Genomic DNA, 12,409 nt, shown 5'->3' with positions numbered 1-12,409 from the left:
ATCGCCCGCCGCAGGCGGCTTTTCGCGCTGCAGCATGCTGGCAGGCAAACCTGCGCCATCATGGACACCTCGCCCCCGCCAGGACCGTCCCATGCAGCAGTACCTGCTTCTGATCTACATCGAGCCTGCCCTGCTGCAGGCCCTGCCCACCGAAGAATTCAACGCGCTGATGCGCGACTGCCTCGCCCACGCCGACAGACTGCAGGCGGAAGGCACGCTGCTGGCCGCGCAGAAGCTGCAGCCGGTTGACACCGCGCAGACCCTGCGCGTGCGTGATGGCCACAGCCGTGTATTGGATGGCCCGTTCGCGGAAACCCGCGAACTGCTGGCCGGCTTCAACCTGATCGTCGCCCGCGACCGCGACGAAGCCATGCGCATCGCCCGCGATTTCCCGTGGGCACGCTTCGGCAGCATCGAGGTGCGGCCGCTGGAAGACATGGACGCCGAGCGCGAACGCTGCGGCGCCCCGGCTGCGGCTATGGCAGCAGCCGTACCCTGATCTCGCGCGGACCCACGCCTTCGTTGCCGCTGTAGTCGCGCACGCTGGCGCGCACGGTGTACTCGCCCGGTGGCAATGCCGCCGGCTGCCAGCGCCCGGTTTCCATCAGGCCGTCACGCACGGTGTTGGTGGCCAGGTAGCGGAAACGGGTCACCGCGCTGCCATGCACGGTGATGCCGCTGTCCGGCGCGTAGGCCACGCGCACCGCTTCGTTCTGCGGCGGCATGCGGTTGAACACGATGTTCCAGCGTGGCTGTTCGTAGCCCTGCAGCGGCTGTCCGCCGGCATCGAGGATCTGGTAACCCACCTGGTACATGCCCAGCCGGCGCCGCGGCAGGTTGTTGTCGACCTGGTCCCAGGCCTCGACCACGATCTGCACGCCACGTCCCTGCCGCGCCACCATCACCACGCCGTCGCTGCCTGCGGTCATCGGCTGGTCGTTGTCGTCCAGCAGGGCCACATCGGTGATGCGCGGTGCGAAGTGGTCGGCGTAGTTGTGGAAGCCCAGCGCCACCGCGTTGGTTTCGAAACCGCCGGTACCCACCGCCAGATGCACGTGCGCCTGGTTGTTGATGCTGCCCAGGCGATCACCGACGTGGATGCGCATGCCACGACGCACGCGCATCCGCTCCAGCTTGCCCTGTTCGTCGTACAGCGCCTGCCAGCGCGCATCGAACGGCTGGTCGCGCGGGGTGCGGCCGACCCGCATGTGGATGTACTTGAGACGGTCCACGGCCAGGCCCTCCGCCTGCCCACCCAGGCTCCACGCCGCTACCGGGCTGCTGATCTTGCCATCGGCGATCGCCAGCACGGTCTGGCCGACATCGCCGCGCACATCGAAACCGCCGTGCAGGTGGTGGCGGCTCTCGCCCTTGAAGTTGCCGCGCACCTCGCCCAGCGTGCCGACCACTTCATGCCAGCCATCCTGGGGTGCCAATGGCCAGCGCCCACCGGTGTCCGGCAACGCTGCATCGGCAGCGGGCCCGACCAGCGCCGGTGCCGGCAGGTCACCCACCGGCAGCGGGCGCAGGCGGTGCAGGCGATAGCTGGCGGAATCGGCGACCAGCACGCTGCCATCGGCATCCATCGCCAACCCACTGGGGCGGGCCAGGCGTGGCAGGCGGCCGTTGCCCACCAGCGCGATCTGGTGGCCCTGCGGTGTTACCTGCACGATGCGGCCATCAAGGTCACCCACGTAAAGCACGCCGTCGTGCGTGGTGGCCAGCGACAGCGGCCCATTGATCACGCCGCCATCGCCCAGCAGCGTGCTGACCATGCCGTCGGCACCGACCCGACGCACCGCGTTGTTGAACAGGTCGGCCACCAGCAGCGCGCCGTGCGCATCGAAGGCCAGTGCCACCGGTGTATCGAAGCGTGCATCACCCGCCAGGCCATCGGCCAGCCCCGGGCGCTCGCCGCCAGCCAGGGTACGCACGTTGCCGTCGGTACCGATCACCCTGATGCGGTCGTTGAAGGTGTCGGCCACATAGACCTGGCCCTGCGCGTCCACCGCGATGCCCATCGGTGCATCGAAGCGCGCCTGCGCGGCAGGGCCATCGGCGTAGCCCTGTTCGCCACCGGCCAGCGTGGTCACCTGGCCATCGGTGCCGATACGGCGGATCGCGTGGTTGCCGGTGTCGGCCACATACAGGTTGCCCTGCGCGTCGGCGGCGATGCCCGAGGGCGTATTGAAACTGGCCTGCAGTGCCGGGCCATCGATACGCCCCTCGCCCTGCCCGGCCACCGTTTCAACGCGGCCATCGGGAAGGCGGCGACGGATCCGGTTGTTGTCACCGGCATCGGTGAAATAGACGCTGCCATCGGCACTGCGCAGCAACGCGTACGGATCGGCGAAACGCGCCTGCGCGGACGCGCCATCGCGGTCACCCGGGTGGCCATCGCCGGCCAGCGGCTCGATCTGCGCGGTCCACGCCAGCGGCGTTGGAACCGGGCCTGCCGGTTCAGCCGGCGTATGCAGCGGCGTCTCCCACCAGGTCGCGGCCAGTGCCACTACGGTCGCCAACGCTACGCCTGCCGCCATCCATTGCCACCGTGCCATCGTGCTGTGCTGCCTGCCTGCTGTCTGAAGAGGCACTGACAATAGACGCTGAACGCAGGATCCGCCACGGCCAAACGTACTGCCGGATACCAGAGTTCCATGCGTTGCGCTTGTTCTCCCTGGCTACAGCGGGTTCAATGCTCTTCCCACGGATGGAGATCCTCCATGCCCCGCATCTTCCCCCTCGCCGCCCTGCTGGTGGCCGCACTGGCCAGCACGCCGGCCTCCGCCTCGATCTCGGTGGCACCACAGAAGCCGTCAGTCACCGCCGATGCGATGCACCAGGCCTATGCCACGCGATGGGATGAGGCGATCCAGCAGTCACGCAGTGGCAACACGCTGGGCGCACTGATCGCGATGGAACGGCTGATGGAAGATCCGATGCTGGATGACTTCGATGCTGAACATCGCGGCCGCGCCGCGCAGGTGGCCGGCTGGACCGCGATGGTGCAGAAGAAGCCGGACCAGGCTCGCCGCTATCTGCAGCGCGCGCAGGAGGCACTGCCGGACGATGCGCAGATCCTGCTGACCCTGGTCTCGGTGGAACTGTCCGAGAACCAACCGGCGCCTGCCACCAAGCACCTGGTGCAGGCGCTGAAGCATGCCGAAGCGCCGTTGCCGGTGGACCACCACGCGATCAACTACCTGCAGTTCCGCCTGCGGGACCAGCCGCAGCAGCGCATGGAACTGCTGCAGGCACTGTTCGACAACGGCTGGAAGAGCGGCGGCCTGGAACCCACCGGACTGTGGCTGGCACTGGCCACGCTGCAGGCCGACAACGGCCGTGGCGAGGCCATCCCCGCGACCCTGGCCCGCATCTCCGCGCCCGCCGAAATCATCCGGCTGCGCAGTGACAAGCGCTTCGATCCCTATGTCGACCGCGCCAACCCGCGCTTTGATCCCGTGCAGGCTGCACAGAAGCACCTCGACGAACTGCGGGTTTCCGGCCTGCTCGACCGGGCGCTGGACGCGCGCATGGCCGAGTTCAGCAGCACGCTGCTGATGCTGGACCGCAACGAGGAAGTGCTGGCGCTGACCGATGGCATGGCCGCTGCGGCCGCCGAAGGCGAGGCGCCTTCGGCAGCGGAAGCCGAATGGGTGGCATGGCTGCTCAACAGCCGGCTTACGGCGCTGCGCCGGCTGGGTCGCAACGAGGATGCGCTGGCGGCAGCCAAGCTGGCCGCACGCATCGGTGCACTGGGCCCCGATGGTGCCGAGCACCAGTTCAACGTCGGCTTCGTGTTCAGTTCGCTGGGCCGCATGCAGGATGCCGCCACGGCAGTGAATGACATACCGGGCCTGGCCGGTTACGGCAAGGCGGCCCAGGCACTGCTGCAGTTCGTTGCCGCCCGTGAACGTGGCGATGCCAAGGCCGAACAGGCCGCGCGTGCAGCGATCCTGGCCCAGGGCGATGACGCGCGCCTGTTCCAGCGCGAAATGCTGCTGGACGAGGGCAATCTCGACGGCGCAGCTGCCGTGCTGATCGAACAGTTGCGCTCACCCGTTGAACGCGGTGAAACGCTGGCCAGCCTGCAGGACATGCGCACCTATCCGTCGCTGCCCGGTGACGTGAAGATCGATGCGGCCTGGCGTGCGCTGAAGCAGCGCGCCGACGTGCAGGCCGAGGTTGCCCGCCTGGGCCGCATCGAACGCTACGAACTGGTCAGCACCTCCACCTCGCGCTGAGCAAGCTCCCATGTAGAACCACGTGCGTGCAGCACCACCCGCCTAGCGCGCCGGCACCTCGGTACGGATGCCCATCGCCTCGCGGTAGCGTGCGTACAGGGCCATCACCTTGTCCACGTAGGCCAGGGTTTCGGCATAGGGCGGCACGCCCTTGTAGCGGGTGACCGCGCCGATGCCGGCGTTGTAGGCGGCCGCTGCCAGCGGCCGATCACCGTTGTAGCGACGCAGCAACGCGCGCATGTAGCGGGCGCCGCCATCGATCGACTGCTGCGGCGAGAACGGATCATTCACCCCGTACTCCTGCGCGGTGTCCGGCATCAACTGCATCACGCCCTGTGCGCCCTTGCTGGACACCGCCAGTGCATCGAAGTTGCTTTCGGCATGGGCGATCGCGCGCAGCCACGCGTCATCCACGCCGGTGGCCTTGGCGGCGGCCTTGAACTGTTTGGCATGCTGCGCCAGCTGCGGCTTGCCCACCTTGCCCAGGCCTTCGTGGGCAGGTTCACCCGCCGGCGTGGCCATGGTGAACTTCAGGAACACCCGCGAGCCGGGCAGGTTGCGGGTGGAGTAGACCAGCGCGCCATCCTGCTCGCGCTCGTACAGCACGCCGCTGAACACGCCCATGTTGCCCCACAGATTCGGGGTCTGGATGGCGTTGTCGTCGATTTCCTTCGGGGTGCAGCGTGAACCGGGTTCCGGCGCGGTGGCCAGGCTGACGGTGTTGCCCTGCACGCAGCGGTAGACGGTGCGCGCGGCGGCCAGCCCGGGCCACAGGCTGGGCAGCAGCAACAGCGCAAGCAGGAGAGGGCGACGGAACATGGCGGCCGGATCATCCGGCCGCGCCCGCTAATGCTGGGTGAATGGGGGTCGGCAGGGCTGCGCCCTGCACCCGTGGTAGTGCCGGCCGCTGGCCGGCAACCTCAACAGCAACGGCAACGGCCGATTTCCTGCGGGGGTCGGATCCCGTTGCTGCGCAACGGTCTCTGACCCCACTCCAGAGAGATCTCTGGATCAATCGATGGAACGCAAATGCTGGATTACTTCGCGGTCCTCCGCCGCACCCAATACCCCACGCCCAACAGCACGAACCACACCGGGCTGGCGACCAGCGCCTGGCGGGTGTCGGCCTGCAGGCTCAGCAGCACCAGCACGGCGGCGAAGAACACCAGGCAGGCCCAGCACATGGCGACGCCGCCGGGCATCTTGAAGATCGAGGCGGCGTGGCGTTCCGGGTAGCGGCGGCGGTAGGCCATGTAGGCCACCAGGATCAGCGACCAGACGAAGATGAAGAGCACGGTGGCCAGCGTCGTCACCAGGGTGAAGGCGGTCACCAGGTTCGGGATCAGGTAGATCAGCAACGTGCCGCCCAGCAGGCACAGGCACGAGAACAGCAGGCCACGGGCGGGCACTGCGGCGCGCGACAACTTCGACAACCCGCGCGGTGCGTGGCCCTCTTCGGCCAGACCGTACAGCATGCGGCTGGTGGAGAAGATGCCGCTGTTGGCCGAGGACGTGGCCGAGGTCAGCACCACGAAGTTGATCAGGCTTGCCGCGGCAGGAATGCCGGCCAGCACGAACAGCTGCACGAACGGGCTCTTGTCCGGCACCACCTGGCGCCACGGGGTGACCGCCATGATCGCGATCAGCGCCAGCACGTAGAAGATGATGATGCGCACCGGGATCGAGTTGATCGCCTTGGGCAGGTTGCGCTCGGGGTCTGCGGTTTCAGCGGCGGTGGTACCCACCAGCTCGATGCCGACGAAAGCGAACACCGCGATCTGGAAACCGGCGAAGAAGCCGACCAGGCCCATCGGGAACATGCCGCCGTCATTCCACAGGTTCGACAACGACGCGGTGTGGCCACTGGGCGAGGTGAAGCCCCACGCCACCAGCCCGGCGCCGGTGATGATCAGTGCACAGATCGCCACGATCTTGATCAGCGCGAACCAGAATTCCATCTCGCCGAACAGCTTCACCGTCACCAGGTTCAGTGCCAGCAACAGCAGCACGCAGGCCAGTGCCGGTATCCAGGCATCCAGCCCAGGGAACCAGAACTGCGCGTAGGCGGCAATCGCGATCACGTCGGCGATGGCGGTGACGATCCAGCAGAACCAGTACGTCCATCCACAGAAGAAGCCGGCCCAGGGACCGAGCAGATCGGTGGAGAAATCGATGAAGGATTTGTACTGCAGGTTGGACAGCAGCAGCTCGCCCATCGCGCGCATCACGAAGAACAGCATCGCGCCGATGATCAGGTAGACGAAGACGATGGACGGGCCGGCCAGGCTGATGGTCTTGCCCGAGCCCATGAACAGGCCGGTGCCGATGGCACCGCCGATGGCGATCAGCTGCAGGTGGCGGTTGGACAGGCTGCGGCGCAGGTGCTCGGGGGGCGTTGCGGGCTCGGTCATGGGCGTGCATTGGGGCGGGCGAAGCGTTCGACGTTAGTCCTCCCCGGCCCGGAGCGCCAGCGCTGGACGGCCCGATTGCGTCAATCATGGTCGCTTTCATCACATTGTGACCGAATACCGGATTCGTCCCATTCCGCCCGGCCCGGCGTCATGCTCAGATAGCCGCACCTGCCCAAGGATCGGCCCGACCATGTGCCCTGCCCTGCCCGCCCCGCTGGAGCTCCGGCCTTGAGTCGGCTGCGCGTGATCATTGGTGGCACCGCGCTGGCGCTGCTGGCCGCGGCCGTGCCGATCGCGGTGATGGCCTATGCCACCTGGGACCGTGCAGTCAGCGTCGAGCAGCAGCGGCTGCGCGACATCGCCGGTCGCGCGCTGCGCCGCGCCGACCAGTCCTACCAGGAAGCGCTGGCGGCACTGCAGTCGGCCGAGGTCGGCGCCCACGACGCCTGCGGGCCCGAGCATATCCGGCGCATGCAGACACTGGTGATGACCTCGCCGTCGGTCGACCAGATGGGCTACTTCGAGGGTGGCAAGCTGCGCTGTACGTCGTGGGGGCCGTTCCTGTCCGACGTCAACCAGCCCAAGGCCGACCACGTCACCAGTGATGGCGCCGGCATCGCCGTGGATGTGCGCCCCGAGGCCAGCGGACGGCGCCAGGTCCTGTCGTTCCTGTACGGCAACTACGACGTGCTGGTCGATCCGCGCCGCTTCGTCGATGTCATCGCCGACCCGAACGTGCGCCTTGCCCTGGCCAGCCCCGATGGGCGTCTCCTGGCCAGGCAGGACGGCATGGATCCGGCATTGCTGGAGACCCTGCTGCGCGCCCCCGATGAAGGCCTGGACCACCACACCCTGTATGCCACCGCCCGCAACGAAGAGTGGTTGGCGATCGCGACCATGCCGCGTACCGCGCTTGCCGCGACCTTCCGCCAGCAGGCGTGGCTGTTCGTGCCGATCGGCGTTCTGCTGGCCGCTGCCGGTGCCGGCCTGGTGATCTGGCTGTCGCGTCGCCGCCTGTCCCTGCGCGGCGAGCTGGCCACAGCGATCCGCCGCCGCGAGCTGTACCTGCACTACCAGCCGATCATCGAGCTGGATACCGGCATCTGCGTCGGCGCCGAAGCGCTGGTGCGCTGGCAGCGCCCGGATGGCACCCAGGTGCGGCCGGACCTGTTCATTCCGCTGGCCGAAGAGGCCGGCATGATCGGCGCGGTCACCGATCTGGTGATCGAGAACGTGGTGCGCGACATGCGTGAACTGCTGGTGGCCGACCGCAGCGCGCACATCGCGATCAACCTGGCCGCCGAAGATATCAGCAGCGGCCGTGCGCTGAAGATGATCTCCAAGCACATGGCCGGCAGCGGCATCCTGCCGCAGCAGATCTGGATGGAGGCCACCGAGCGCGGCTTCCTGGATCTGGACCGCGCCCGCACGATGCTGGCGCAGGCGCGTCGGGCCGGGCACAGCGTGGCCATTGACGATTTCGGCGTCGGCTTCTCCAGCCTGCAGTACCTGGAACAGCTGCCACTGGACGCGTTGAAGATCGACAAATCATTCATCGATGCGATCGACACCGAGAGCGCCACCAGCCCGGTAACCCCGCACATCATCGACATGGCCAAGGAGCTGGGCCTGTGGGTGGTGGCCGAGGGCGTGGAGACCGAGGCACAGCTGGCGTATCTGCATACCCGGAAGGTCGAGTTCGCGCAGGGTTGGCTGTTCTCGCGGCCGCTGCCGCGGGATGAGTTCGTGGTGTTCCATCACAAGCGGCAGCAGCGCTATGGCGCGGCGCGGGAGCACATGCAGAATCCGCGCAGCGTGCCGATCGAGCGTGAGGGGATCGAGTAGGACGGCCAACGGCGGAGCCCCTCGTGGTGAGTCGCGTACAGTGGATCCATCAGTTGGGGCCGGGTGGATGGGTCGCGCAGGGGGCGCTGCAAGTACGTCCATGTAAGCTCGGTCGCCGCATCCATGCGGCTCACGCCCCTGCGCAACCCATCCACCCGGCCACGGACACATTGCGGCGGCGTCCCACCACGGAATCAACAGAAGAAAGCAAAAGCAAAAGCAAACGCGGGTCGCTGCGCTCGGCAGATCCACGCCATGCGTGGATGGCGTGGACCACGGTAGTGCCGGCCGCTGGCCGGCACCTCGGTAACGTCTGGTCTGCGCCTACGCCCAGGCCTTCGGCCGTGCCAACAGCCACGCCGCGCTCACCGCCAGCAACAGCAACGGCAACCAGCCCAGCTGGCTCGGGCCGCTGACCTGCAACAGCACACCGCCTGCTACGCCACCGGCGGCAATCGCCAGGTTCCAGCCGGTCACCAGCATCGACTGCGCCAGGTCGGCAGCAGCACCGGCACGGCGTGCGAGCGCGGTCTGGAACAGGGTCGCAACCGACCCGAACGCCACGCCCCACAGGATCGTTGCCAGCAGCAGCGGTGTGGCCTGTCCTGGCCACAACAGCAGGGCCAACACCGGAAGAATGAAACCGATCACGGCCGCCCACACCAGCGTGCGCAGATGACGGTCCACGCCCCAACCGGCAATGCCGATACCAACGATGGCAGCCACGCCGAAGGCCAGCAGCAGGCGGTCCAGCCACGGGCCGGCGCCGGCCTCCACCGCCAGCGGTTCGATGTAGGTGTACAGCACGTTGTGCGCCAGCACGTACAGCACCATCACCGCCAACGCGCTGCGCACGCCGGGCATGCGCCACACCGTACCCAACGACGTGCGCTGACCGGCCGCGGCCGCCGGTAACGCCGGCAATGCCCAGCGCGCGTACGCCAGCAGGCCGACCCCCAGCACGCTCATCAACGCGAACGCCCAGCGCCAGCCGATCTGCTGGCCCAGCAACGTGCCCGCCGGTACGCCCAGCGACAGCGCCAACGGCGATCCAACCATCGCCACCGCAATTGCCCGGCCCTGCAGCGACGGCACCACCATGCGCGCCGCGTAGCCGGCCACCAGCGACCACAGCAGGCCACCACTCACACCGGCCAGGAAACGCGCGGCCAGGATCAGCGGATAGCTGCTGCTCACGGCGGTCAGCGTGTTGACCACCACGAAGCCGGCAATGGCGGCCAGCAACAAGGGGCGTCGCGGCAGGCGCTGGGTCAACGCGGTCATCGGCAGTGCGGCCATCACCGATCCCAGCGCGTACACGCTGACCAGCTGGCCCACCGCCGCATCACTCACGCCCAGGCTCTCGCCCATCGGCCGCAGTACACCGGCCGGCAGGGTTTCGGTCAGCAGGGTGATGAAGCCGCCACCTGCAAGCGCCAGCAGGCCGGCCCACGGCAGGCGTGTAGCTTCGCCGGCAGGACTCGCCGCATCAATGGCATGGCCGCTCATCGCGCAGCCTCCAGATCGGCGTAGACCGCGTCACGCAGCTCATCAACGAAGGCACCGTCCATGCCTTCGTACAGGGTGTTGGTCAGCGCCACCACGCTCAGCCCACGCGCAGGATCGACAAACCAGCTATGGCCGTAGGCACCGCCCCAGCGCCAGGTGCCTTCGCTCTGTGGCGTGCCACTGGCGGCGGCATCGCGCAGCACCGCAAAGCCCAGCCCGAAGCCCCAGCCGGCCGGTTCCGGCGGCCCCTGCTCGCCCACCTGCGGGGTGGCCATCGCCGCCACCAGCGCGGGCGGCAACAGATTCGAAGCTTGCACATCGCGCAGGGCCTCCAACACCGCCATCACCTCGTCGGCGCTGCCAATCAGTCCAGCACCGGCCGAAGGGAAACGGCTGGCATCGGTAGCACGGGCGAGGCTGTACTCGATGCCGACGGTACCCTCGAATGGAGCGACCACCTCGCCTTCCTGCAGGCGATGCGGCTGCGGCGCGTCGGTGACATAGGGCGTGGCCAGCCGTGCGGCATCGTCGATGGCAAACGCGGTATCGCGCAGGCCCAGCGGCGTGGCCAACAGGCGTGCGAACAATGCCTGCAGCGTTTCACCAGTCGCGGCTTCAGCCACGGCGCCCGCGACGTCCACGCCCAACGAGTACAACCATTGGCTGCCCGGCGCGAACAGCAGCGGCGCCTGCGCGATGCGATGCACGTTGTCGGTCAGCGTCAGCGGATTCGCATCCATGCCATCGCTGACGCCGGCCTGTGCGTACGGGCCATCCGCATCGGCTTCGAGGAAGCGGTAACCCAGCCCGCTGCTATGGCTGAGCAGTTGGCGCAGGCTGATCGGCGGCGTGCTGCCATCGGCCAGCGCCGGGCGGAAGTCCGGCAGCCAGCGCTGTACCGGCGCATCCAGGTCCAGCACGCCTTCGGCTACCAGGCGCAGGATCACCGTGGTCAACAGCGGCTTGCTGACCGATGCCAGCCGGAACAACTGGTCGCGCAGCATCGGCGTGGCCGACTCGCGATCGGCCAGCCCGGTCGCGCTGGCGTGGCGCAGCACACCGTGCTCGCGCACCAGCACTACCGTACCGACCAGGCGCTGTGGGTGGACCTGCTGCAGCAGCCGCTGCACCGACGGCAGCGTCGGCGCAGGTGCAAGGGAAGGAACAGCGTTCATCGCGGTGATCCGTGGGGAGAGGCCCGCCACGTTAGGCACCACGCCCTCGTGCAAAAAGCCGGTTGCGGCTCCGGGCATCATGGACCCTGCAGTCCGCAATCGGCATGATGGCCGGAACTGCAAGGCCGCAACGGGCTCCACACCACTTCGCACCACAGTGTTGCGATGGCGGAGCCGTCCGCTACAGCCGCGCCGACCTACCCTGCCGCTTTCATTGCCCGCACGCCCATGTCAGTCCTGGACAACCTCGCCAATCTGCAGACCTTCGTGCACGCGGCCGACACCCGCAGCTTCGTCGAGACCGGGCGCCTGCAGGGCATCTCGGCCTCGGCCGCGGGCAAATGCGTTGCCCGGCTGGAACAGGCACTGGGCGTGCGCCTGTTCCACCGCAGCACGCGCAGCATCACCCTCACCGCCGAGGGCCAGCTGTTCCTGGCACGCTGCCGGCGCATCCTCGACGAACGCGATGCCGCACGCACCGAGCTGGCGCAACCGCATGCCGCACCGAGTGGCACGCTGCGCATCAGCCTGCCGCTGGTGGGCGATCTCACCCTGCCGCTGATGGCCGAGTTCATGACCGCGTATCCGGACATCCGCCTCGACCTCGATTTCTGCGACCGCCTGGTCGATGTCATCGAGGAGGGTTTCGATGCCGTGCTGCGCGTCGGCGAGCCCAGCGACTCGCGCATGAACGCCCGACGCCTGGGCGTGTTCCCACGCCGCATCGTCGCCTCGCCGGCGTACCTGCAGCGGCGCGGCACGCCGCGCACGCCGGCCGATCTGATGCAGCACACGCTGCTGCACTATCGCTTCCCCAGCACCGGCAAGCTGGAACTGTGGCCGATCCACTGGCCCGACCATGAAACACCGCAGGAACTGCCGGTACACATGGTGGCCAATACCATCGAAGCGCGGGTGGCGCTTGCATTGCGCGATATCGGCCTGGCCTTCGTGCCGGTGCACTCGGTGCGCGATGCACTGGCCGACGGCCGGCTGCTGACCGTGCTCGACGAGCATGTGCACTCCTGCGGCATCTTCCACCTGCTGTGGCCCTCCGGCCGCCACGTGCTTCCGAAGCTGCGGGTATTCATCGACTTCGTCAGCGCGCGCCTGGAAACCGTGCCGTAGGCCGGTAGATCCGCGCTCGATGGCCGTGCCACGTAGAGTCGAGCTTGCTCGACTGCTCCTCAAAAGCAGTCGAGCAAGCTCGACTCTACAATTCGCA

9 protein-coding genes are annotated in these 12,409 nt (G+C 67.9%); 4 read left to right on the top strand and 5 right to left on the bottom strand.

Annotation, left to right across the window (positions count from 1 at the left end):
* Positions 1–91: 91 nt before the first annotated feature.
* On the top strand, positions 92–499 hold the full coding sequence (locus tag ACSYS9_RS02290; RefSeq protein WP_049461400.1) for a YciI family protein: 408 nt from the start codon (positions 92–94) through the stop codon (positions 497–499).
* On the opposite strand, the gene ACSYS9_RS02285 is transcribed toward ACSYS9_RS02290, so the two are convergent.
* On the bottom strand, positions 477–2,558 hold the full coding sequence (locus ACSYS9_RS02285) for a gluconolaconase (RefSeq protein ID WP_049461402.1): 2,082 nt from the start codon (positions 2,556–2,558) through the stop codon (positions 477–479). The two genes, ACSYS9_RS02290 and ACSYS9_RS02285, sit on opposite strands and share 23 nt — an antisense overlap.
* Before the next feature lie 165 nt (positions 2,559–2,723).
* Between ACSYS9_RS02285 and ACSYS9_RS02280 the strand changes: the two genes are divergently transcribed.
* The gene (locus tag ACSYS9_RS02280; protein WP_049461404.1) at positions 2,724–4,244 is read left to right on the top strand and encodes a tetratricopeptide repeat protein; all 1,521 of its coding nucleotides are present in this window, start codon (positions 2,724–2,726) and stop codon (positions 4,242–4,244) included.
* A 42-nt stretch (positions 4,245–4,286) separates the two neighbouring features.
* Here ACSYS9_RS02280 and ACSYS9_RS02275 read toward each other — a convergent pair whose 3' ends face one another.
* A complete protein-coding gene (locus tag ACSYS9_RS02275; protein WP_049461406.1) occupies positions 4,287–5,063 on the bottom strand; it encodes a lytic transglycosylase domain-containing protein in 777 nt (258 codons plus the stop codon).
* 218 nt (positions 5,064–5,281) lie between these two features.
* Complete coding sequence (gene cycA, locus ACSYS9_RS02270; protein WP_049399140.1) at positions 5,282–6,655, bottom strand: D-serine/D-alanine/glycine transporter; 1,374 nt, start codon at positions 6,653–6,655, stop codon at positions 5,282–5,284.
* 228 nt (positions 6,656–6,883) lie between these two features.
* Here cycA and ACSYS9_RS02265 point away from each other — a divergent pair, with 228 nt between their 5' ends.
* The gene (locus tag ACSYS9_RS02265) at positions 6,884–8,500 is read left to right on the top strand and encodes an EAL domain-containing protein (RefSeq protein WP_049461408.1); all 1,617 of its coding nucleotides are present in this window, start codon (positions 6,884–6,886) and stop codon (positions 8,498–8,500) included.
* 324 nt (positions 8,501–8,824) lie between these two features.
* Here the strand turns inward: ACSYS9_RS02265 and ACSYS9_RS02260 are convergent, their stop codons facing one another.
* Positions 8,825–10,009 (bottom strand): MFS transporter, encoded by a 1,185-nt coding sequence (locus ACSYS9_RS02260; protein ID WP_049461436.1) that lies wholly within the window; start codon positions 10,007–10,009, stop codon positions 8,825–8,827.
* Positions 10,006–11,184, bottom strand: coding sequence for a serine hydrolase domain-containing protein (locus ACSYS9_RS02255; protein ID WP_049461438.1), 1,179 nt, complete (start codon positions 11,182–11,184; stop codon positions 10,006–10,008). The genes ACSYS9_RS02260 and ACSYS9_RS02255 overlap by 4 nt, the downstream gene beginning before the upstream one ends.
* A 228-nt stretch (positions 11,185–11,412) precedes the next feature.
* Here ACSYS9_RS02255 and ACSYS9_RS02250 point away from each other — a divergent pair, with 228 nt between their 5' ends.
* Positions 11,413–12,312 carry a LysR family transcriptional regulator gene (locus tag ACSYS9_RS02250; RefSeq protein WP_049461440.1) on the top strand — a complete coding sequence of 300 codons (900 nt, stop codon included), beginning with the start codon at positions 11,413–11,415 and terminating at the stop codon, positions 12,310–12,312.
* Positions 12,313–12,409: the final 97 nt, after the last annotated feature.

It is taken from the genome of Stenotrophomonas sp. STK17_22 (genome assembly GCF_051983905.1).
Lineage (GTDB): Bacteria > Pseudomonadota > Gammaproteobacteria > Xanthomonadales > Xanthomonadaceae > Stenotrophomonas > Stenotrophomonas maltophilia_A.
This window is presented reverse-complemented; position numbering and strand designations above follow the sequence as displayed.